This is a genomic window from Campylobacter sp. IFREMER_LSEM_CL908, from assembly GCF_025771545.1.
GTDB lineage: Bacteria > Campylobacterota > Campylobacteria > Campylobacterales > Campylobacteraceae > Campylobacter_D > Campylobacter_D lari_D.
This window is the reverse complement of sequence record NZ_JAKMQK010000012.1, coordinates 40,137-62,457: the sequence shown is the minus strand read 5'-3', so window position 1 is coordinate 62,457 and position 22,321 is coordinate 40,137. Positions and strand designations below refer to the sequence as shown.

19 protein-coding genes are annotated in these 22,321 nt (G+C 28.8%); 10 read left to right on the top strand and 9 right to left on the bottom strand.

All coding sequences use genetic code 11. The features are described 5' to 3' along the window. Positions 1-14: 14 nt before the first annotated feature. The 10 genes from pyrH to L8U04_RS06160 are packed head-to-tail and all read left to right on the top strand — an operon-like array spanning position 15 to position 11,915. On the top strand, positions 15-740 hold the full coding sequence (gene pyrH, locus L8U04_RS06205) for a UMP kinase (protein WP_133319251.1): 726 nt from the start codon (positions 15-17) through the stop codon (positions 738-740). 9 nt (positions 741-749) lie between these two features. After that, positions 750-968 (top strand): DNA-directed RNA polymerase subunit omega, encoded by a 219-nt coding sequence (locus L8U04_RS06200; RefSeq protein WP_133319250.1) that lies wholly within the window; start codon positions 750-752, stop codon positions 966-968. Next, a complete protein-coding gene (locus L8U04_RS06195; protein WP_263659926.1) occupies positions 952-3,141 on the top strand; it encodes a RelA/SpoT family protein in 2,190 nt (729 codons plus the stop codon). The genes L8U04_RS06200 and L8U04_RS06195 overlap by 17 nt, the downstream gene beginning before the upstream one ends. 13 nt (positions 3,142-3,154) lie before the next feature. After that, a complete protein-coding gene (tyrS, locus tag L8U04_RS06190; protein WP_220566337.1) occupies positions 3,155-4,357 on the top strand; it encodes a tyrosine--tRNA ligase in 1,203 nt (400 codons plus the stop codon). Beyond that, positions 4,357-5,454 carry a nitronate monooxygenase gene (locus tag L8U04_RS06185; RefSeq protein WP_263659924.1) on the top strand — a complete coding sequence of 366 codons (1,098 nt, stop codon included), beginning with the start codon at positions 4,357-4,359 and terminating at the stop codon, positions 5,452-5,454. The genes tyrS and L8U04_RS06185 overlap by 1 nt, the downstream gene beginning before the upstream one ends. Continuing rightward, positions 5,447-7,327: an N-acetylmuramoyl-L-alanine amidase family protein gene (locus L8U04_RS06180; RefSeq protein WP_263709634.1), complete on the top strand. Its 1,881-nt coding sequence runs from the start codon at positions 5,447-5,449 to the stop codon at positions 7,325-7,327. Before L8U04_RS06185 ends, L8U04_RS06180 begins: the two co-directional genes overlap by 8 nt. After that, positions 7,324-9,159: a bifunctional tRNA (5-methylaminomethyl-2-thiouridine)(34)-methyltransferase MnmD/FAD-dependent 5-carboxymethylaminomethyl-2-thiouridine(34) oxidoreductase MnmC gene (gene mnmC, locus L8U04_RS06175; RefSeq protein WP_263661287.1), complete on the top strand. Its 1,836-nt coding sequence runs from the start codon at positions 7,324-7,326 to the stop codon at positions 9,157-9,159. The genes L8U04_RS06180 and mnmC overlap by 4 nt, the downstream gene beginning before the upstream one ends. Positions 9,160-9,218: 59 nt before the next feature. Continuing rightward, positions 9,219-9,725 carry a PAS domain-containing protein gene (locus L8U04_RS06170; protein WP_263709633.1) on the top strand — a complete coding sequence of 169 codons (507 nt, stop codon included), beginning with the start codon at positions 9,219-9,221 and terminating at the stop codon, positions 9,723-9,725. Continuing rightward, the gene (locus L8U04_RS08315) at positions 9,700-11,073 is read left to right on the top strand and encodes a methyl-accepting chemotaxis protein (RefSeq protein WP_133319243.1); all 1,374 of its coding nucleotides are present in this window, start codon (positions 9,700-9,702) and stop codon (positions 11,071-11,073) included. The genes L8U04_RS06170 and L8U04_RS08315 overlap by 26 nt, the downstream gene beginning before the upstream one ends. A gap of 11 nt (positions 11,074-11,084) precedes the next feature. Next, on the top strand, positions 11,085-11,915 hold the full coding sequence (locus tag L8U04_RS06160) for a hypothetical protein (RefSeq protein WP_133319242.1): 831 nt from the start codon (positions 11,085-11,087) through the stop codon (positions 11,913-11,915). Here L8U04_RS06160 and rseP read toward each other — a convergent pair. Genes rseP through murJ form a run of 9 tightly spaced genes read right to left on the bottom strand, consistent with a single transcriptional unit; the run spans position 11,912 to position 22,205 of the window. Then, the gene (gene rseP / locus L8U04_RS06155; RefSeq protein WP_263709632.1) at positions 11,912-13,018 is read right to left on the bottom strand and encodes an RIP metalloprotease RseP; all 1,107 of its coding nucleotides are present in this window, start codon (positions 13,016-13,018) and stop codon (positions 11,912-11,914) included. The genes L8U04_RS06160 and rseP overlap by 4 nt on opposite strands. A gap of 1 nt (position 13,019) precedes the next feature. Continuing rightward, positions 13,020-13,550 (bottom strand): CDP-diacylglycerol--glycerol-3-phosphate 3-phosphatidyltransferase, encoded by a 531-nt coding sequence (gene pgsA, locus L8U04_RS06150; protein WP_263671590.1) that lies wholly within the window; start codon positions 13,548-13,550, stop codon positions 13,020-13,022. A 38-nt stretch (positions 13,551-13,588) separates the two neighbouring features. Next, complete coding sequence (locus L8U04_RS06145; protein ID WP_087689753.1) at positions 13,589-14,368, bottom strand: enoyl-ACP reductase; 780 nt, start codon at positions 14,366-14,368, stop codon at positions 13,589-13,591. Further along, positions 14,368-15,264 carry a 4-hydroxy-tetrahydrodipicolinate synthase gene (gene dapA, locus L8U04_RS06140; protein ID WP_133319239.1) on the bottom strand — a complete coding sequence of 299 codons (897 nt, stop codon included), beginning with the start codon at positions 15,262-15,264 and terminating at the stop codon, positions 14,368-14,370. The genes L8U04_RS06145 and dapA overlap by 1 nt, the downstream gene beginning before the upstream one ends. After that, on the bottom strand, positions 15,254-16,507 hold the full coding sequence (locus L8U04_RS06135) for a M16 family metallopeptidase (protein ID WP_263709631.1): 1,254 nt from the start codon (positions 16,505-16,507) through the stop codon (positions 15,254-15,256). The genes dapA and L8U04_RS06135 overlap by 11 nt, the downstream gene beginning before the upstream one ends. Further along, positions 16,504-17,562: a quinone-dependent dihydroorotate dehydrogenase gene (locus L8U04_RS06130; RefSeq protein ID WP_133319237.1), complete on the bottom strand. Its 1,059-nt coding sequence runs from the start codon at positions 17,560-17,562 to the stop codon at positions 16,504-16,506. The genes L8U04_RS06135 and L8U04_RS06130 overlap by 4 nt, the downstream gene beginning before the upstream one ends. Positions 17,563-17,612: 50 nt before the next feature. Further along, the gene (locus L8U04_RS06125) at positions 17,613-19,376 is read right to left on the bottom strand and encodes an ABC transporter ATP-binding protein (RefSeq protein WP_263709642.1); all 1,764 of its coding nucleotides are present in this window, start codon (positions 19,374-19,376) and stop codon (positions 17,613-17,615) included. Further along, a complete protein-coding gene (gene cysS / locus L8U04_RS06120; protein WP_263709630.1) occupies positions 19,369-20,751 on the bottom strand; it encodes a cysteine--tRNA ligase in 1,383 nt (460 codons plus the stop codon). Before cysS ends, L8U04_RS06125 begins: the two co-directional genes overlap by 8 nt. Then, positions 20,751-22,205: a murein biosynthesis integral membrane protein MurJ gene (gene murJ, locus L8U04_RS06115; protein WP_263709629.1), complete on the bottom strand. Its 1,455-nt coding sequence runs from the start codon at positions 22,203-22,205 to the stop codon at positions 20,751-20,753. The genes cysS and murJ overlap by 1 nt, the downstream gene beginning before the upstream one ends. Positions 22,206-22,321: the final 116 nt, after the last annotated feature.

The window sequence follows — 22,321 nt, the reverse complement described above, 5'->3', positions numbered from 1 at the left end:
AAAGGAGAAATTTAATGAACAATAAAAGAAAAAGAGTATTGGTTAAATTTTCTGGAGAAGCTTTGGCTGGAGAAAATGGATTTGGTATAGAAAATTCTATTTTAAAATATATAGCTTCTGAAATAAAAAGTTTGATTCATGAAAATGTTGAAGTAGGTATTGTAATAGGTGGTGGTAATATCATTAGAGGGGTATCTGCTGCAAGAGATGGACTGATAAAAAGAACAAGTGGCGATCATATGGGTATGCTTGCTACTGTAATTAATTCTATAGCTATGCAAGAAGCATTAGAAAGTGCTGGACTTGATGTGAGGGTTCAAAGTGCTATCCAAATGGAAGCATTTTGCGAAACATATATTATGAGAAGAGCACATAGACATTTAGAAAAAGGACGCATAGTTATTTTTGCTTGTGGTACTGGCAATCCTTATTTTACTACAGATACTGCTGCAACTTTAAGAGCGGTTGAAATTCAAGCAGATATGATCATTAAAGCAACTAAGGTAGATGGAATTTATAACAAAGATCCTAAAAAATTTGATGATGCTATTATGCTTAATGAGTTAAGCTATGAAAGAGCTTTACATGATAATATAAAAGTTATGGATGATACAGCAATAGCTCTAGCTAAAGATAATGCTTTACCTATTGTGGTATGTAATATGTTTAAAGAAGGAAATTTATTAAAAATTATCCAAGGCGATATGAGCTTATGCTCTATTGTTAAAAATCAAGATTAAAGGTAAAAAATGAGAGTAGAACAAATAGCTGCAAAGGCATTAAAAAAATTAAAAGATGATAGATACAAATTAGCTCTTGTGGTGGCTAAAAGAGCTGAAGAGCTTGCAAATGGTGCAGAACCTTTAGTAAATTTAGATAAAAATAAATATAAATATACTGATATTGCTTTATATGAAATAGCAGAAGATAAAATCGTATTAGAGGGATTTATTGAAGCTGGTAAATGATGAGTTATTGCTAGATAAACTTGTTGATGATGTAAAAAATTGCAAGGATTTACAAAGAGCAAAAAAAATTCTTTTTATGGTTTTTCCACAATCTGCTGTTTTGGAAAAAGCAGTGGAGTTTTGTATCCAAAAACACGAAGGGCAATTTAGAAAGAGTGGAGAACCTTATGCGGTTCATCCTATATTGGTAGCTTCTTTTGTAGCTTTTTTAAGTCCTATACAATCTATGATTATAGCCGCATTGTTACATGATGTATTAGAAGATACAAATTGTAACGAAGAAGAGTTAAATGCAAATTTTGGCGAAGAAGTAACAAAATTAGTTCAAGGTTTAACTAAAATAGTTAGTATTAGAGAAGATCATCTTACTCATTCTAATTCCAATGAGAAACTTGCAAAATCTGCTCTGACTTTTAGAAATATGCTTTTAGCGGGTGTTGAAGATGTGAGTGTGCTTGTAATAAAGCTTTGTGATAGATTGCACAATATGCTTACCTTAAATTATTTACGAGAAGATAAGCAAAAAAGAATTAGCGAAGAAACCTTAGTGGTATATGCACCTATAGCTCATAGACTTGGAATTTCAAGTATAAAGAATTTACTTGAGGATTTAAGTTTTAAATTTTTGCTTCCTGATGAATATGCACAAATTGATAATTATATAAATGCAAAAGATCAACAAATTCAACTTGGATTTAATGAATTTATTTCAAAAATAGAAATGTTATTTTTGGAAAATGGGTTTAGACAAGGTAGTTTTGTTATACATAAAAGAATTAAACATAATTATTCTATTTATTTAAAGATGCAAAGAAAAGGTGTGGGGCTTGATGAAGTTTTAGACCTTTTGGGTGTAAGAATTTTGGTTGAAAAAGTTTATGATTGTTATTTGGCTTTGGGAATTTTACATACGCATTTTAATCCTTTGATTTCAAGATTTAAAGACTATATAGCCTTGCCAAAACAAAATGGTTATCAAACCTTACATACAACACTTTTTGATGCAAAAAATATCATAGAGGCTCAAATTCGTACCTTTGATATGCATAAAACTGCTGAATTTGGCGTTGCAGCACATTGGAAATATAAAGAAGGAAATATTGCAACACCAAATTTAGATTGGCTTGAAGATATTTCTATGCATGGTAAAGAAGAAGGAAATAATATACAAGATTGTGATGCTATTGAGCTTTATGAATATGCAAAGGATAGTTTATATATTGAGGATATAGCAGTATATTCTCCTAAAGGTGAAATTTTTACCTTACCGCGTGGAGCTACGGCTTTGGATTTTGCATATGAGGTTCATACTAAAGTAGGACTTCATGCAAAAACCGCCTTTGTAAATCGTATGAGAGTCCCGCTTTTAACTGTGCTTAAAAATGGAGATATAGTTAGTATTGAAACTTCAGAGGAAGAATTTTTTAGATGCTCTTGGATAGATAGTGTTAAAACAGGAAAAGCTAGAGCTAGTATAAGAGATTTTTGTAAGCAAAAGAAAAAAGAATTAAACAATAAAATTGCCATTAATCTTTTATCTACGGCATTTAATAAAGATTCTAAACTTATAGAAGAATGGCTTGAAAAAGAAAAATTTAATAAAAAGCTCAGACAAATTGCTTTAGATTTTAATTATTTTAAAGAGGTAATTATAGCTCTTAGAAAATATGTAGGACAAAATCAAGCAGCTAAATTTGAACAAAATGAACAAAAATTTGAAAGCATAGTGATTGGTTCTAATTATAAAATAACTACGATTAATTTTGATTATTGTTGTAGACCTAAAAGAGGAGATGAAATCATCGCTTTTAGACATTCAACTAGTGCTACAATACACCATAAACTTTGCGAACAAGCAATGAAGATGATAGAAGATAACAAAGAAATGGTTTTTGTTTCTTGGAATGATAGCTCGATAAAAAGTTACAAAATCATTGTTTCTATAGAAAATAAAAAAGGCTCTTTAGCGGATTTTCTAACTACTTTGGCTAAAATGCAGATTAATGTTTTAAGTATTAATTCAGCCGATTCAGAGCCTGTGGTGGCAAATTATTTTGAAGTGCAAGTTGAATTACCTAATAATATAGATGTTGAAAATGCAAAAGAAAGATTAAAAGCTAGGTATAAAATTTTAGATTTTACATCTTTAAATGATGCATATAATAATCACTAAAAAAGGTTTTATAATGAATATTGAAGAAATTATTAAAGAAATTAAAAGAGGAATAGCAGAAATTATTGATGAGGAAAGATTGATTTCTTTGGTAAAAAATTATTATGAAAAAGGCGAAAACTTTTTTGTAAAAGCTGGTTTTGATCCTACAGCCGCTGATTTGCATTTAGGTCATACTGTAGTTTTAAGCAAGATGGCTTTACTTCAAAAGCATGGAGCTATAGTGCAATTTTTAATAGGTGATTTTACTGCTCAAATAGGCGATCCAACAGGAAAAAGTGTCACAAGAAAAAAACTTGATAAAGAAGAAGTGCTTAAAAATGCTAAAACTTATGAAGAGCAAGTTTTTAAGATTTTAGATCCAAGTAAAACTCAAATTCATTTTAATTCTAAATGGCTAAATGAGCTTGGTGCTGCTGGTATAGTAGAACTTACTTCGACTTTTAGTGTTGCTAGAATGCTTGAAAGAGATGATTTTACTAAGCGTTTTAAAGAGCAAAGTCCTATATCAATTTGTGAGTTTTTATATCCACTTTTACAAGGTTATGATAGCGTTGCATTAAAAAGTGATATAGAAATGGGTGGAACGGATCAAAAATTTAATCTTTTAATGGGTAGACAGCTTCAAAGAGTATATAATTGTCAAAAAGAACAAGCGGTGATGATGATGCCATTGCTTGAAGGTCTTGATGGTGTAAATAAAATGAGTAAAAGCTTAGGAAATTATATCGGTGTAACAGAAAATGCTAAAGATATGTATGCTAAGGTTTTGAGTATAAGTGATGAGTTGATGTTTAGATATTATGAGCTTTTAAGTGAAAAAAGCTTAAATGAAATTTCACAAATGAAAGATGATATTAAAAAAGGCTCATTACATCCTAAAAAAGCTAAGGAAAATTTAGCTTTAGAAATAACAGCTCGTTTTCACTCAAATGAATGTGCTTTAAAAGCTAAGGAAGAATTTGACAAAGTTCATAGTGCAAAAGAGCTTCCTAGTGATATGCCAAGTTTTACTTTAGAAGGTAGTATTTGGCTTGCAAAAGCTATAGTGGAATGTAAAATGGAAAGCTCTACTTCAGCTGCTAGAAGATTGATTAGTTCTAATGCAGTAAGTATTAATGGAGAAAAAGTTCAAAATGAACAATACCAACTAGAAAGTGGAGAATATATTATACAAGTTGGAAAAAGAAAATTTGCAAAATTAAAGGTAATATAATGAGTTTTAAAGCTTTAAAAATTGGAAAGCATGAGATAAAATATCCTATTTTTCAAGGTGGAATGGGGCTTGGTATAAGTTGGGATAAGCTTGCTTCTGCAGTTTCTTTAAATGGTGGTTTAGGGATTATTTCTTCAGTGGGAACTGGGTATTATGAAAATAGAACACATATAGATAAAGAACTTAATGCAAAACCTTATGGTAGTGATAATTTTTACTCAAAAGCAGGCTTAAAAGCTTTGATAGATAATGCTAGAAAGGTTTGCAAAGACGCACCTTTGGGCTGTAATATTTTATATGCAAGTAATAATTATGCGCAAATTGCTCGTAATGCTTGTGAGGTTGGTTTTAATGTGATAGTTTCAGGAGCAGGACTTCCTACAAATTTACCTGAATTTACACAAGATTATCCTGATGTTGCTTTGGTACCTATTGTATCATCAGCTAAGGCTTTAAAAATTATTTGTAAAAGATGGCAAAGTAGATACAATCGCTTACCTGATGCAGTTATAGTTGAAGGACCAAAAAGCGGCGGACACCAGGGTTTTACTTATGAGCAATGTTTAATGGATGAATATCAATTAGAAAATGTGGTGCCACAAGTTGCGCAAGAAATTAAAAATTGGGGCGACATACCACTGATTGCTGCAGGTGGAATTTGGGATAAGCAAGATATAGAAAAGATGATGTCTTTAGGAGCAAGTGGCGTTCAAATGGGAACTCGTTTTATAGGAACTTTTGAGTGTGATGCGAGTGATGATTTTAAACAAGTATTACTTGATTGTAAAAAAGAAGATATTGAGCTTTTAAAATCCCCGGTTGGTTATCCTGCAAGAGGAGTAAGAACTAATCTTTTAAATTTAGTAGATAAAAGAATGGGGCCAAAAATTTCTTGTGTGAGCAACTGCGTTGCACCATGTGGTAGAGGCAAGGAAGCTACTAAAGTAGGTTATTGTATAGCGGATAGATTATACGATGCTTGGAGTGGCAAAAAAGAAACAGGTTTATTTTTTACAGGAGCTAATGGGTATAGATTGGATAAACTTATTAGCGTAGAAGAACTAATGAAAAAATTAGTTTATGGTGAAGATGCTTAGAATATTTTTTATTTTTTTATTATTTTATATTGGTGTTTTTGCTAATGTAGAGGTTAAAAAATTTGATCAAAACTTTTTAACCTCTAATGCAGAAGAAAAATTGCAATTACATCAACAACTAAAATCTTTATATATACAAAGCGTAATTAATGATAATAATGAAGAAAAAAATGAGATTTTAAAAAGATTAATCATTAGTTCAAATTTTTTAGGTTTTGATGATAAGGCTTATGTGCAAGAGCTTAAAGAAAGCGGAGTAAGTGAAGAAGAAATTTCGCGTTTAAAAAATGCTTTAAAAGTTATACAAGATCAAAAAATAAAAAAAGAGCTAGTAAAAAACGAAACTAATACTACGGCTTTTACTAATAAAAAAGAAGATAAAAAAGAAGATAAAAAAGAAGATAAAAAAGAAGATAAAAAAGAAGATAAAAAAACTTCGGCACAAAAAGAGCTTTTTATTCTTGATGTTAAAAAATTAGATAATGGTATTTTGCTTGATTTGAGTGAAAAAATTAGCCAAAAAGATATAAAAAATTTTACTTTAAAAGGTGATAATTTTCGTTATGTTGCAGATTTTGATGGAATTTTAAAAGGGCCAAAGAGAAATTTTGAATTTAAAGATTTTGATATTATTGTATCACAATTTAATCCAACTAGCATGCGTTTAGTTTTGAGTTCTAAAAAAGAGTTAAAAGTAAAAATAGAGCTTAAAGATCAAAGTCTTTTTATGGGACTTGAAAAAATAGAAAAAAAAGAAGAACCTAAACCTATAGTTAAAAAACAAAGCGAGATTAAAAAAACAGAAGTTAAAAAAGAAGTTGTTAGAAATGAACCTTTATATATTTTAAAATCAAGTAAAGATAAAAGTGGTGTTAATTTAAAATTAAACAATGATATTGATATTGAAGATATTAAAATTAACTCTTTTAAAGATGGTAAAATGTATCGCTCTATTGTGAGTTTTGAAGCTATTCTAGAAGGTGATAGAAAAAAAATTGATATTAATAAAAATCAATCTATCACAATAGTGCAGTTTAATAAAACTACAGTAAGAATTGTTTTAAATTCTACTAGTGATTTTAAGACTAGTCTTGATTTGGATGATGATGAGTTATTTGTAGGATTTGAGAAAAAGATTAAAAAAGCACCAGTAAAAAATACTTCAAAAGCAGCAAAAGCTACTATCAAAAAATCAGGCAAAATTATAGTAATTGATCCAGGTCATGGAGGTAAGGATCCAGGAACTTTAGGAGATAAGGGTGTTAGAGAAAAGGATGTAGTTTTAAGTGTGGCTTTAAAACTTGGAAATGAGCTAAAAAAAAGAGGATATAAAATTTATTACACAAGAAGTACTGATAAATTTATAAACCTTAGAGATAGAACTTCCATGGCTAATGAGAAAATGGCAGATTTGTTTATTTCTATCCATGCAAATGCAGCACCAAATAAACAAAGAGCTAAGACTTTACAAGGAATTGAAACTTTCTTTTTATCTCCTGCAAGAAGCGAAAGAAGTAAAAAAGCTGCTGAAGCAGAAAATCAATCAGATTTTGAAGAAATGAATTATTTTTCCAAGCAAACATTTTTAAATTTTTTAAATCGTGAAAAAATAGTTGCTTCAAATAAATTAGCTATCGATGTGCAGAAAAAAATTTTGAGCAATGTAAGAAAAAAATATAAAGTTGTTGATGGCGGGGTTAGAGAGGCTCCGTTTTGGGTTTTAGTAGGAGCACAAATGCCAGCGATTTTGATTGAAACAGGTTATATTAGTCATCCTAGTGAAAGAAATAGATTGACAAATAAAAATTTCCAAGAATTATTAGCCATTGGTATTGCCAATGGAATTGAAAGTTATTTTTATAAGAATCAATGAAAAAAGCAAATATTATTATAAAAAATAATGCGCCTTTTTCTTTGGATTTTGATGATTATTATTTTAATTCTAGTGATGGTTTAAGTGAAAGCAAATTTATATATACAAATGCTTTTGACTTTGAAAACAAACAAACTATTGTAGCAGAACTTGGTTTTGGTATAGGCTTAAATTTCTTTCTTACATTAAAGCGTTTTTTAAAAGAAAAAAAACACAATCAAAGACTTTTTTATCTTAGCTTTGAAAATTTTTATATAGAAAAAGATAAATTAAGAGAAATTTATAAAAAACTTGGTTTTTATGAGGAATTTAAAGAAGTTTTAGAGCAATTTTTAAATTTTTATCCTCCATGTAAGGATGGAGTTTATAGGTTTTATTTTCAAGATTGTTTTTTAGATTTGGTGTTTGGTGATGCTAAAGAAAATCTACAAAATTTAGACTTTAAGGCAAATATTTGGTATTTAGATGGTTTTTCACCTTCTAAAAATCAAGATATGTTTGATGATAATATTATAAACGATGTTGCTAAAAACTCAAAAATAAATGCTAAGATTTTAACTTTTTCTTCTGCTAGTGTTTTAAAAAAGGCTTTAATTAACAACAATTTTCAAGTGCAAAAGATAAAAGGTTTTAGAAAAAGAGAAATGATACAAGCCATTTTTAATGGTTTAGAATTTGAAGATAAATTTGCATATTTTAATACCCCATCTTTAAAAAAAGAGATTCAAAAAATAGCTATTATTGGAGCAGGTATAGCCGGAGCAAGCATGGCTTATGAGCTTTCTTTAAGAAATGTTCAAGTAGATGTTTTTGAAAAAGAAAATTCATTAGGAAAAGGCGCTTCTGGAAATATCAATGGAATTTTAAGTTCTTTGATTTTAAAACCCGATGTTTTATTGGGCGAGTTTTCACAATATGCTTTTTTAGAAGCAAGTAGATTTTATAGACAAATTTTAAATTTAATTCCACAAGGGGTTTATGAATTTGCTCATAATGAGCTTATGCAAGAGCGTTTTGATAGTCAAAAAGATAATGTTTTATTTGAAATTATTAATAATCAAGCCTTTTTAAAAGATGGATTTTGTATAAAACCTCAAGAGCTTGTGAAGACACTTTTGCAAAAAAGCAAGGCTAGGGTATTTTTTGAGTATGAATTTAAAGATTATTCTTATAAAAATGAAAAGTTTTTTTTAAATTTTAATAATCAAAAAATTTTAAAAGATTATGATGTGTTAATCTATGCTCAAGGTGCTGATGTTAAGAATTTTTTAGAGTATAAATATATGAAATTAAGTAGTGTAAGAGGTCAATGTACTCATTTAAAACCATTTTTAAAAAACCCGTATGCCTTATCTTCTAAAGGATATATTTGTCCTATTAATGAGGAGCTTAATTTACAACTTATTGGCGCAAGTTATGATAGGCTTAATCAAGATACAACGCTTTTAAAAAATGATGATTTGCAAAATATTGAAAATGTAAAAGAGTTTTTGCACGATGAAAATTTAGAGATAATGGGCGGTAAAGTAGGATTTAGATCATATTCTAGTGATAGATTTGCCATAGCAGGTCAAGCCTATGATGAAAATTTTTATATGCAAAATTATAAAGCACTTTTATGGCATAAAAATAAAAATCAAGTCATACCAAATGATTTTATTCCTTTGTATTTTTCTATTGCTCATGGATCTAGAGCTTTTGCTAGTGCTATTGTTTGTGCTAGAGTGATGAGCTCATTGATTTTTGATGAGCCAAGAATAAAAAAAGAATTTTTATATGCCTTACATCCTGCAAGATTCTTAATTAGAAAGCTTAAAAAAGGACTTATTTAATCCTTGATTTATTAATTTTATATATTGGTATATTAAAATTAATATTTTAAGGAGGGTATATGAAAAGAAAAATTTTGCCAAATAATAATCAAAAATTTTTCAATGACGGACAAATGATTATTTCCAAAACAGATACTGCAGGAAAAATCATATATTGCAATAGAATCTTTATTTCTCTTTCGGGCTATAGTGAGGAAGAATTATTGGGAAAACCTCATAATATAGTGCGTCATCCGGATATGCCAAAAGTTGTTTTTGAATTACTTTGGGAAAGACTTAAGAGTAAAAAAGAGATTATAGCTTATGTTAAGAATCTATCAAAAGATGGATCATTTTATTGGGTTTTGGCTTTTATCAGTCCTTCGTTTGATTCCAAAGGAGAAGTTGTTGGGTATTATTCTATGCGTTTAAAACCCAAAAAAGAAGCAGTTGAAAAAATAGAAAAATTATACAAAGAGCTTTTGATTGAAGAGCAAAAAGGTGGAAAAGGTGCATCAAGGAAGAAACTTGATGATTATTTAAATACAAAAGGGATGAGTTATGAAGAATTGGTTTTATCAATATAATATCAATCAATCTGTAAATTATTTTGCTTTATTTTTATTTTGTTTGATGGCAATCTTGGAAATAGTAGAAAATAATATTTTTGGTTTTATTTTTTGTGTGATTGGAACTTTAGTGGTGTTATTTGGACTTGCTAGTGCTTATTATAGAAATAAAGAAGTTTTAAGGATTACTCAAGTTTTAAATGAGCTTACAAAAGGAAATTTGGAAGCAAGAATTACTCATATAGCTGTTCCAAAATCTGGAGTAGGAAAATTAAGTTGGGTTGTGAATGATTTAGCTGATCAAATGGAGGCTTTTAATAGAGAAATTCTTAATGCTATTTTAGCTGTAAAAGAACAAAGATTTTATAGAAAAGCAAGATTAGAAGGCTTAATGGGTACTTTTGCATATAATGCTAAAATTATTAATGAAGCTACTTTAGAAATAGAAAAAACTCAAAATTTATCCATAAGAAGTATTGTCGTTGAAAATGTTTCTAAGGATATGTCAGATTCTTTGCAAAAAGAATTAGCTTTGATTAATGTGAAATTAAATGATAATGCAAGCACCATGCATGATATATATGAGCAAGCAAATGATATTTCTACTCATTCTTCAAAAAGTGCCAAAAATGCAGAATTAATTTCAGTCGATTTGCAAAATTTAGGCGAAAATATCACTCAAATTCATACTTTAATGGATACTTTTTCACAGCAAATTAATAATGTTTCTTCTTTTATATCTATTATAGAAGATATTACAGAGCAAACCAATCTTTTAGCATTAAATGCAGCTATTGAGGCAGCTCGTGCAGGAGAGCATGGTAGAGGTTTTGCAGTAGTTGCAGATGAGGTAAGACATTTAGCTGAAAAAACTCAAGAGGCCGCCAAAGAAATTTCTGTGATGATTAAAGTATCAATAGAGCAAATGAGTAATATTAAAAATATAACTAATGAAGCTTATAAAGTTGCTAAAAAATCTAACTCAAGTTTAGAAGAATTTCAAGAGGTGTTTACCGGTGTTGATGAAAAAGCTAAAATTTTATTAGATGAGATTTCTAAGACAAGTGTTGATACTAATAAAATATTGCTTTATTTAGAGTGTTGCTTAAAAACATATCTAGCTTGCTCTTGTGTGATTAATTCCAAAATAGAAGATATAGAAGATAAAAATTTAGCCAAATTTGATTCTACAAGTAATATTTATGTTTTAAATCAAAATTTAAATTCTTATATAGAAAAATTATTTGATTATATAAGAAACAATCAAATAGTCAAAGAGGAAAGAAAAATTTATGCACATATTAAGCAAATTCAAGATATAAATGAAAAAATGATAAGCGAAATAGAGCATAAAAAACATATTTAATAAGAGGTTAAATGAAAAAATACATTTTTTTAAGTTGTATATGTTTAAATGTGCTTGCTTCTAATTTAGAAGAAAGCTTAAGTGAGGGTGATGTTAATATAACTAAAGAACAAAAAACAAATGCAATTTCCAAACAAGTATTTTTTCAAAAACCGCAGGAGTATCAAGCTCAAAATGTTGATTTTGGTACTTTTGCTAGTAATTCTTTAGCACAGGTTTTAAATTTAAGCTCAAAGGATAAAACAGAAGCTAGTTTAGATTATAACGCTTTAAATGTAAATATTAAAAATATCAACTCAATTTTAGATTATGATAATGCTACTTTACTTTTAGAAAAACAAGCAAGAATAGGGCAGTTAGAGCAAGCTTATTCTTTGGGAATTATTAATCGTTATGAATTTGATGAAATCAATTTTGGTTTTAATTATTTTAACGATCAATATAAACAAGCTTATGCAAAAAATAGTTTTGGTGCTGAATTGCAATTTAGTCAATATTTTAAAGCATATGCTAATCATTATGATATAAAAGAAAATAATAGTGATGATAGTACAGAGTTTGGGGTTATATTTGATTTACCTTATTTAAATGTTTTAAATGTAAATTCTAACATGAAAGAAACACAAAATCAGTATAACATTACTTATTCTCCAATTTCTATTTTGGATTTATCGCTTAATTATCAAGATGAAAAAACTAGTGCAAAAGATCAAACAGCAATGTGGGTTAAGTTTAGACTAAATTATGAGCAAAGTTTAAGTAAGCAATTTTATAATAGCTTTTATCGTAAAAATAGTATAGCCGAGTTTAATCGCTATGATTTTGCTACTAGGACTTATTAATTGCTCATAAAACGAGTAATGTCATTGTAAGTTACAAATACCATTAAGCTTAAAAGCAAAGCCATGCCAAAATAACTAAGATATTCAAAACATACTTTTGGTACTTCTTTTTTAAAAATTAATTCATAAAGATTAAAAAGTATATGTCCTCCATCTAGTGCTGGAATGGGAAGTAAATTTAGTACTCCAAGATTGATGGAAATTAAAGCTGTGATTAAAAATAAAACTACTATACTAGTATTTGCTGCTTTGGAGGTTATATCCACCATAGTGATGATTCCACCCATATTTTTAGCATCTAATTCCCCGCTGATGATTTTAGCAAGACCTTTAAAAATAAGCAAAGAAGCTTCTATACTTTCTTCATAAGCATATTTTAAACTGCTAATTCCTGAGTGATAAATAGTAACAAACTCACCCTTAGGTGCTATACCAATAAGAGGTTTTTGAACTTTTTGATAAAACTCGTTATAGCCTTGGTCAATTTGCGGTGTTAAAGTGATATTGATAAATTTATTATCGCGTTCTATGTCAAGCAGGGTTGGTTTTGCGTGAACAAGTTTGCCAATTTCTTCAAAACTTTGAATTTGAACTCCATCTATAGCTAGGATTTTATCACCAATTTGTAAATTTGCTTTTTGTGCAGCTGAGTTTGGCGCTATATCTCCAACAACAGGTGCAAGTTTTTGAACTCCTAAAAAACCTATGGCTATATAAAGTAAAAATGCTAGAAAAAAGTTAAAAAATGGTCCCGCAAAAAGTATATAAATTCTAGCTAAAGGACTTAAAGTGTTATAGCTATTTGGCTCATAATTTTTTTCACTAGGATTTAAATCATCTTGTCCTTTAAGCTTAACATAACCACCAAATGGTAGGGCAGATAAGCGATATTCTGTATTTTTGTAAGTTTTTTTAAAAATAGCTTTTCCAAAACCTATGCTAAAAATTTCTACATCAACCCTCATATGTTTTGCAGCTAAAAAATGTCCTAATTCGTGAAAAAAAATTAAAAAAGATATCACTAAAAGTGTTATTAAAAAACTAAAAGAATAAAATTTAAAGCCAATAACTAAGATAATAAATAAAAATAAATATGATTTCAATTTATACCTTTTTTAAATGTTTTACATAAGCTAGTATGTATTCAAAAGCTGAATAAAGTGTAAGTACTAAAGCAATAAATAACAATATATTAGCAAAAGGCCATTGCATAATTAAAAATATAATAGCTATCATTTGAAAGGTTGTTTTTATTTTGCCTGCAAAAGAAGCACTTACATCAAATTTTTCACTTACCATAACCACTCTAAAGCCGGTGATGAAAAATTCTCTTACTAAGATAATGTAAACCATCCATGGATCAGCTTTTTGTGTAAGTAATAACCCTAAAAATGCAGCTAGAATAAGCATTTTATCTGCTAAAGGATCTATAATAGCTCCAAGTTTAGTAGTTTGATTCCAAGTTCTTGCAATATAGCCATCGAAAAAATCAGTTAAAGCAGCTATGCTAAAAATAACACAAGCAAAATAATTTACCCAACTAGGATGGATATTTTCAAAATCATTAATAAGTAAAAAAAACAAAAGTGGAGCTAATAATATCCTTATAAAAGCTAAGATATTGGGTAAATTCATACTTTTAAAATCCTTTATAAAACACCCTTAAGGTAATATTACTTAAAGGTGGTGCCACCATCTACGATCAAAGTATGGCCTGTGATCCAATTTGCCTTATCAGAGCATAAAAATAAACATGCGCCAGCTAGATCTTGTGGCTGTCCAATGCGGTTTAGCGGACTAAGATTGATAGTTGCATTTTTTACCTCTTCATAATTTGTAAATGCTTTAAGCGCGTCAGTATCAATTGGTCCACCGCTAACTACATTTACACGGATATTTTTAGAACCAAGCTCGGTTGCAGCATATCTTGCCATAGCTTCAACCGCTGCTTTAGCTGTACCATGACCAGCATAATTTTCAATATGAACTAAATTTCCTGTTGAAGAAATAGATAATATACTACCCCCACCAACTTTTTCCATTCTTTTTGCCGCTTCTTGTGCTCCAACAACAAAAGCATTTACGGTTGCTGTGAAAATATTATTAATACCTTTTGGCTTTAATTTCATAAATTTAGTATATCCACCTACAACGGCACGACCTGAAATGATAGCATTAGAGATGAAAAAATCTATTCTATCAAAATCTTGATCGATTTTTTCAAACAACTCTTTATATGTTTCTGGTTCAAGTATATTAAATTCATAAGCCTTTGCTTTGATTTTATAATTATTTTCTAAATCTTTCACAATTTCTTGAGCTAAATCTGCATTAGAATTATAAGTAAAAGCTACATTGGCTCCTGCTTTTGCAAACTCATATACAATAGCTTTACCAATCCCTCTTGTTCCACCGCTAATTACTAAAGTTTTATTTTGAAAAAAAGTATCCATTAAAATCCTTTTATGTTATAGTTTTTCATAATCGCTTCTATTTTTGTTAAATTGCAATCACTAGGTTTGCAAAGTGGCAAACGATATTCTAAAGTAGGGGTTAAACCTGCTATATACATTGCCGCTTTAATAGGTATAGGATTGCTTTCACAAAATAAAATTTTATTAATATTATATAACTCATCATTGATTTTTTTAGCTTCAATGTATTTTTCTTTTAAAGCTAGATGAGTTAATTTTGAAATCATATCAGGAAGTAAATTTGAAGTAACTGAAATCACACCCTTACCGCCATTTGAAAGTATAGGATAATTAATCGCATCTTCCCCGCTTAAAAGTATCATTCTAGGTTCATGCGCTAGCAAATCAACGCACTTATCAATGCTTCCACTAGCTTCTTTTACTCCGTAAATATTTTCACAATCTCTAAATAATCTTATAATAGTTTCTGTTTGAAGCTCACACCCTGTTCTTCCTGGGACATTATATAAAAGTACAGGTATATCTATACTTTTTGCTATTTCTTTATAATGAAGATATAAACCTTCTTGTGTGGGTTTGTTATAATATGGAGTAACGCTTAAAATTCCATCAGCTCCATGCTCTTGTGCAAACTTAGCCAAACTTACAGCTTCATGTGTGGCATTGCTTCCTGCTCCTGCTAAAACCTTACAAGAACTTCCTTTGCATGCATCTAGTGCTATTTCTATACAAATTCTATGTTCTTCATGGGTTAAGGTGGCACTTTCTCCGGTTGTTCCAACAGGCACTACTACATCAATTCCATTTGCGATTTGTCTTTTGATGAGTTTATGGTAAGTTTGCTCATCTAATTTTCCATTTTTAAATGGAGTTATTAAAGCTGTCATTGCTCCTATGATGATGTTATTGTCCATTTTCGCCCCTTTTTAAGATTATTGCTGTAGATTTGTCTTCATTGAAGTATTTTCTAGCACAATGAATTAAATCATCTTTGCTTAGATTTTCTATATTTTTTTCATAATCAAGCAAAGGTTTTAAATCACCCTTTGCAAGATAAGATCCATAAATATTTGCAACGCTACTTGCATTGCTTAGTGAAAAAATAAAATCACTTTTTACGGTATTTTTGATTTTTTCCATGATAGCATCATCAAATTTGGCATTTTTTACATCTTCAAGAATTTTCAAAAGCTCTTTTTCAACATCTTCTGCTTTTATACCTTCATTGCAAACACAAATAAATATAAATAAATTCTCATCTATATTTTCACTTGCATAGGCATAAAATTCATTGATTAGTTCTAATTTATCAATTAAAATTTCACTTATTAAAGAACTTTTTCCATTTCCTAAAAGCTCACTCAATGCGCAAAGTTTTGGCATATCTTCATGATTAAATGCAGGAATTTTGTATGCAAGTGCTAGTAGTTGCGTATCGCTTTCTTTGTGCAAGATCACGCGTTTAGCACCATCTTGTTCAGGTTCTTTTTCATGAACTATAGGGATTTCTTTGGTGTTTTTTATATCTTGAAAATGTTTTTTAGCAAGATTGAAAACTTCATCTTCATTAATATCGCCACTCACAAGCAAAATAGCATTTTTGGGTTGATAAAAAGTTTGATGAAAATCTTGTATATCTTCTATTTTCCAATTTTGTATATCTTTAAAAAAGCCTATTGGAGTCCAATGATATGGATGATGTAAAAAGGCATGATTGTATAATCTAAAATATAAATATCCTAAAGGATTATTATCAGTTCTCCAACGCCTTTCTTCTAAAACTACATTTCTTTCAGGCTGAAACTCATCATCTTTTAAATTTAAATTACGCATTAATTCAGCAAAAAGCCACAAAGATTTGTCTAAATTTTCACTAGAGCATTTTATAAAATAATGCGTATAGTCAAAACCAGTACTTGCATTATCCACTCCACCAAAACCCTTGACTATCTCATCAAATTCGCCTGCTTTTAAATTTTTTGTACTTTTAAAATTTAAATGTTCAAGCATATGAGCTATGCCGCTTTTTCCCATTTTTTCATTTCTTGAACCAACTTTATAAAAAATATCTACACTTATAACCCCGCTTTTTTTATTCACAGGTAAAGTGTAAATTTCAAGTTCATTTTCAAGGGTGATTTTTTTATAATTAATCATTTAAAATTAACTCCTATAGCTTGACTAATATGATTAAAACCATCTTGTTTTAAAAGTTCAATTAATCCTTGATTGATATTTTTAACAATGCTTGGTCCTTTGAAAATCATAGCTGTATAAATTTGAACCAAACTAGCTCCATTTTTAATGCGTTCATAAGCAAGTTCAGCACTATCTATACCACCGCTTGCTATTAAAATAGTATCTTGATAAATTTCTTTAGCTACTTCTTTAAAAAATGTCGCACTTTTTTGAGTGATTAATCTACCACTAATTCCACCAAAGGTTCTTGTATTATCAATTAAAGAATAATCTATACTAGTATTTGCCATGATAATACCATCAGCTTTTGCACTAATAGCACTTTTGCAAAGTGAAATTGCACTATCTATACTCATATCTGGAGCAATTTTTAAAATCACAGGTTTTTTTGTGATTTCTTTTGCTTGATTAAATAGGGTGTTTACAAATTCCTCACTTTGTAAATCTCTTAAATTTTTGGTATTTGGAGAGGATATATTAATCACAAACAAATCGCACAAATCTTTAAATTCTTTTAATAAAATAATATAATCATTAATAGCTTCTTCATTTGGAGTGATTTTATTTTTGCCTATATTTGCTACTAAAGGTATGCTAAAAGGATAGACTTTTTTTACTTCTTTTGCGATAGCATCTTTACCTTTATTATTAAAACCCATAGCATTTTGAATACTTTCTTGTTCAACAAGTCTAAAAAGTCTAGGTTTTTCGTTGCCATTTTGAGGTTTTGGGGTGAAAGTTCCATATTCTAAAAAACCAAAACCTAAAGCACTTAGCGGTCTTATCATAGTTGCATTTTTATCAAAGCCACCTGCTAAGCCCACAGGATTGTAAAAATTTAAATTAAAAATTTCTTGATTTAAAATTTCATCATTTATTATACAATCTTTTGCAAAAAAACTAAGCCCTCCAGGAAATATACAATCTAGCGTTCGCATACTAAATTCAGCTAAAGCATGGGCATTTTCTGGATCTAATTTATATATTAAAGGTTTTAAACTTTCATAAGTCATATTTTTCCTTTTTTACAAAATAGCATATTTTACTAAAAAAATGATAATTCTTAGTTTTCATTTTCTTTAACTTTATCAGTTTTTTGTACTTTTTGTTTTAATTTTTGATAAATTTCACAATGTCGCATTAAATAAGCATCATTTCCTATAGAAGCTATTTTTCCTTTATCAAGCACAGCAATTTTGTCAGCATTTTCTATAGTGCTAAGCCTATGAGCGATGATGAGTATTAAGCGATCTTTTTTTAAGCTTTCTATAGTTTTTACTATGGCTTTTTCACTTTCATTATCAAGTGCTGAGGTTGCTTCATCAAAAATTAAAATTTGAGGATTTTTATATAAAGCCCTTGCTATAGCAATACGTTGTTTTTGTCCGCCGGAGAGATTTTTCCCATGTTCTTTTAATTCAGTATGTATACCACCAAGTTCTTGGACAAAATCATAAGCATTAGCTTGTTTTAAAACCTCTATCACGCGTGTTTCGTTATATTCTTTAGCATAAGCAATATTTTGAGCTATAGTGTCATTAAATATATAAATATTTTGAGTTACCAAAGAAATATTTTCTCTTAAACTAATAATATCAAAAGAACTAATATCTTTTTGATTGATTAAAATTTCACCGCTATCTTTTTCAAAAAAATACATCAAAAGATTGATAATAGAAGATTTTCCTCCACCACTTGATCCAACTAAGGCTAGAATTTCTCCTTTGTTAAAAGAAAAATTTACATCTTTTAATACCATTTTATCTTTTTGATAGCTTAAAGAGACATTTTTAAAATGAATATTTTGGATATTTTCTGTAAGTTTTTCATCGCCACCTTTAATTTGTGGTTCTAAATCAGTTAAATAAAAAGTTCTCTCACTAGCTGCTACTGCATTTTGCAATCTTGTATAAAGTGAAGAAAGTCTTTTAATAGGAGTATAAGCCATAAATAAAGCTGTAGTAAAGCTAAAAAAAGAACCTATGCTTAAACTTCCATCAATTACTTCTTTACCACCTATTATAATTACTATTGCAAAGCCAATTGAACCCATAGATTCCATTAAAGGGCTACTTAAAGCTTCAATTCTAATGCCTTTTAAGGAAAGTTTGCAAACTTCGCTATTAGTTTGGCTGAATTTTTGCATTTCATTTTTACCTGCATTAGAAGCTTTAATAAGTTCTATATTAGAAAAGATTTCACTTAATCTTGAAGTAAGATCAGAATTTTTTTCTTGAGTATTGCGTCCTATTTTTTTGATTTTTTTAGCAAAAATAGCAAGAGGGTAAATTGCTAAAGGTAAAATAACTAAAGCAAAAAAAGCAAGTTTTGGACTTTGATAAATTACCACACTTAAAAGTCCAATCGCGGTTAAACTTTCTCTTAAAATTTCAGGTATTATAGTAGAAACTATATTTTGTAAAGCTCCAATATCAGAAGTACATCTGCTGATTAATTCTCCACTTCTGTATTTATGAAAAAAACTCATATCTAAGCGCAAAAGATTGCCAAGAACTAATTCTCTTAATCTTCTTAAAATATCTGTCCCAACATAAGATATATAATAAACTTGCATATAAGCACCAAGATTTTTTAAAGCATAAATTAAAACAACAAGCAAAGGCATATAATAAAGCAAATCAACATTTTTTTCTATAAAAATTTTATTTAAAATAGGCTCTATGATATATGCACTAGCTGCCGTTCCACCACTAGTTAAAAGCATACCAATAATAGCTAAAACAAAATAAAACCAATAATCTTTATAATAAGGCTTAAAGCGAGTAAAAACCTCTTTAAGCTTCATTTCTTTGTAATTTTTATCCATTTTTCTCCCATACCACACCATTTGGTGTATCCATTAAAAGAATATTCTCTTTAGCTAAATCATCACGAATTTGATCTGCTAAGGCATAGTTTTTTTCTTGCTTTGCCTTGTTGCGTAGAGCGATTTTTTCTTCTATTTCCTGACATTTTTCTTCACTAATACCAAATTGAAAATATTTTATAGTATCCATAAAACCTATACCAAAAATAAAAGCGAGTTCTTTTAAGGTTTTTTCTAATTGTATTTTATAAGCTTTGTCTTTTAGGTTTTGATCTAAGTAAATATTACTTTCATTGATAAACTCATCAAGTAAAGCCAAGGCTTTAGAGGCATTTAAATCATCATTTAAAACTTCTAAGATATTTTTAGCTACTTCGCCTTCTATGGTAGTTTTTTCATTTATAAAAGCATTTAAATTTAAGCGTTTTTTTAAGCGATAAAATTTATCAAGTCTTTTTTTAGCAGCTTGTAAGTCTTCTAAAGCGTAGTTAAAATGCGCTCTATAATGCACACTTAAAAGATAAAATCTCAAAACCTCTCCACTAAAAAGTTTTAAAGAATCTTTTAGAAAAAAGCTATTTCCCAGGCTTTTGCTCATTTTTTCACCATTAATTTGCACAAAGCCATTATGCAGCCAAAAATTAGCCAACTCATGATTGTTTTTACAACGACACTGACAAGCTTCATTTTCATGATGAGGAAAAAGTAAATCTATGCCTCCTGCATGAATATCAAGTTTATCTTTAAAAATACTTTCTATCATCACAACGCATTCTGTGTGCCAGCCTGGTCTTCCTTTACCAAAACTTGCAGGATAAAATTTTTCATCAAATTTCCATAAAACAAAATCGCTATCATTTTTTTTGGCTACACTTTCTTCTAAGCGTGATTGATTATCTTCTAAATTTCTTTTAGAGATATAAAAGTATTTATCATCTTTGCTGGTATCAAAATAAATTCCATCTTCAAGTTTATAAGCTAGGTTTAATTCTGAAAGTTTTTCTATATATATAATCATTTGCTCAATATAAGCTGTAGCCTTTGGCTTAAAGTTAGGTTCTAAGATATTAAGCGCTTGCATATCTTCTTCATATCTTTTAATATAAAAATTTGTAATTTCTTCTAAACTTTTACCACTTTCTTGCATTTTTTTTAAAATTTTATCATCAATATCAGTGTAATTTCTAGCAAAAATCACTTCATAATCACTTGCTAGTAAAACTCTTCTTAAAAAATCAAAACAAACACTACTTCTTGCATGTCCTAAATGTGCATCATCATATACAGTAGGCCCGCATAGATAAATGTTTGCTTTTTTTACCTCATTTGGGATAAATTCGCATTTTTTCTTTAAAACACTATCAAAAAAAACCATTAAAATAAACCTTTAAAAAAATGATAAATTCCAATTAAAAATTGTATTAAAATATCTTTAATTTCAAATAAGCCTAGAGTAAATAAACTTAAAAATACTATACTAATAAGCCAAAATTTAATCCTAAAAATACCCCAAAGATTTTTAAAGCCAAATTCTTTAATATTAGCATATAATAAATAAAAAGCACTAATAGATGAAGCTAATGCAATGCCTAAGCTCTTATAAGCTTCTTCTTTGATAAGTAAAATAATCACTATACTAAAAAATGCTGATATAAAAAGTGTTTTAAAGGCGATTACAGCGGCTATTTTTTGTTTAAATTTAGCATAAAGCCACAAAGAGAAAAGTTTTTGCAAACCAAAAGGTAAAAGTCCTAAAAGATAAGCTTGTAATAAAAATGCAGTGATTTTTGTATCTTCTTGATTAAAATTTCCTCTTTGAAATAAAAACTCCACAATTTCTTTAGCTAAGATAATCCCAACTATACTAGCTAAAATCAAAAGCACACTTAAATATTCAAAAGCTTTTTGTATAAAAGCTAAGGCTTTTTGTTCTTCATTTGCTTTTAAATGTCTTAGTATTTTTGGGAAGCTTACTTGACTTAGAGCGATTGCAAAAAGAGCTAAAGGAAGCTGAAAAACTCTGTTAGAATAATACAAATACGAAATACTTCCAGCCATTAAAAAACTAGCTATAGTAGTATCTAATAATGAACTAATTTGATTTGCCGAAGAGCCTAAAAGTCCATGGGTAAAAGTAGAATGAAATTTATCTAAATTGGTCTTTGTTTTTTTAAGTTTTATGCTTAAATACATGCTTTTTAAAATTCTAGTATTTTTTAAAGCAAAAATATGCCATATAAGTTGAGCTAAACCACTTAAGACAGTTGCATATGAAAAATAATACAAGGCCTCTAAAGGCTCATCTTGATTGACAAAAAAACCTGCAATCACAACAAAAAGATTAAAAAATGAAGCAGAAAAAGAAGTGATGAAAAAATTTTGTTTATAATTTAATAAAGAGCCTAAAAAAGTTACCAAAAAAATAAAAAACAAATACCAAAAATTAATAGAAACCAAAGGCGCAGCCAAGATAATTGTTTCTTTATTAAAGCCAAAAGCAAAAATCTTTGTAAAAAATTCAGCAAAAAAACTCACTAAAATACAGGTTAAAAACACTATAATACTAAATTGCAATAAAACATTTATACAAAAAGCACCTTTTTTACTTGCTTTTAAAAAACTTGGTAAAAAAGCTTGTCCAAAGGCCCCTTCTGCAAAAATTCTTCTAAAAAAAGCAGGCATTTTTAAAGCCACAAAGAAAATATCGCTATAAATTCCAGCTCCTAAGTACAAAGCTAAAACAATATCTCTTAAAACGCCCATAATCCTAGAAAATAAAATTCCTAAGGCATTGATGATGAAATTTTTAAAAACAATATTTTTTCTCATTAATTTTCATTCTTTAAACATTAGTTTGAGTATTATAAAATTTTTAATAGAGCTAATTTTAACTAAATTTTGATTTTATTTTTGCTAAAATCAAAATTTTATATATAATAAGGAAG

Excerpts from the sequence above, each read along its gene's own strand:
- pyrH (WP_133319251.1), top strand. The coding sequence starts at position 15 with ATGAACAATAAAAGAAAAAGAGTATTGGTTAAATTTTCTGGAGAAGCT.
- L8U04_RS06200 (WP_133319250.1), top strand. The coding sequence starts at position 750 with ATGAGAGTAGAACAAATAGCTGCAAAGGCATTAAAAAAATTAAAAGAT.
- tyrS (WP_220566337.1), top strand. The coding sequence starts at position 3,155 with ATGAATATTGAAGAAATTATTAAAGAAATTAAAAGAGGAATAGCAGAA.
- L8U04_RS06185 (WP_263659924.1), top strand. The coding sequence starts at position 4,357 with ATGAGTTTTAAAGCTTTAAAAATTGGAAAGCATGAGATAAAATATCCT.
- L8U04_RS06180 (WP_263709634.1), top strand. The coding sequence starts at position 5,447 with ATGCTTAGAATATTTTTTATTTTTTTATTATTTTATATTGGTGTTTTT.
- mnmC (WP_263661287.1), top strand. The coding sequence starts at position 7,324 with ATGAAAAAAGCAAATATTATTATAAAAAATAATGCGCCTTTTTCTTTG.
- L8U04_RS06170 (WP_263709633.1), top strand. The coding sequence starts at position 9,219 with ATGAAAAGAAAAATTTTGCCAAATAATAATCAAAAATTTTTCAATGAC.
- L8U04_RS08315 (WP_133319243.1), top strand. The coding sequence starts at position 9,700 with ATGAAGAATTGGTTTTATCAATATAATATCAATCAATCTGTAAATTAT.
- L8U04_RS06160 (WP_133319242.1), top strand. The coding sequence starts at position 11,085 with ATGAAAAAATACATTTTTTTAAGTTGTATATGTTTAAATGTGCTTGCT.
- pgsA (WP_263671590.1), bottom strand. The coding sequence starts at position 13,550 with ATGAATTTACCCAATATCTTAGCTTTTATAAGGATATTATTAGCTCCA.
- L8U04_RS06145 (WP_087689753.1), bottom strand. The coding sequence starts at position 14,368 with ATGGATACTTTTTTTCAAAATAAAACTTTAGTAATTAGCGGTGGAACA.
- dapA (WP_133319239.1), bottom strand. The coding sequence starts at position 15,264 with ATGGACAATAACATCATCATAGGAGCAATGACAGCTTTAATAACTCCA.
- L8U04_RS06135 (WP_263709631.1), bottom strand. The coding sequence starts at position 16,507 with ATGATTAATTATAAAAAAATCACCCTTGAAAATGAACTTGAAATTTAC.
- L8U04_RS06130 (WP_133319237.1), bottom strand. The coding sequence starts at position 17,562 with ATGACTTATGAAAGTTTAAAACCTTTAATATATAAATTAGATCCAGAA.
- L8U04_RS06125 (WP_263709642.1), bottom strand. The coding sequence starts at position 19,376 with ATGGATAAAAATTACAAAGAAATGAAGCTTAAAGAGGTTTTTACTCGC.
- cysS (WP_263709630.1), bottom strand. The coding sequence starts at position 20,751 with ATGGTTTTTTTTGATAGTGTTTTAAAGAAAAAATGCGAATTTATCCCA.
- murJ (WP_263709629.1), bottom strand. The coding sequence starts at position 22,205 with ATGAGAAAAAATATTGTTTTTAAAAATTTCATCATCAATGCCTTAGGA.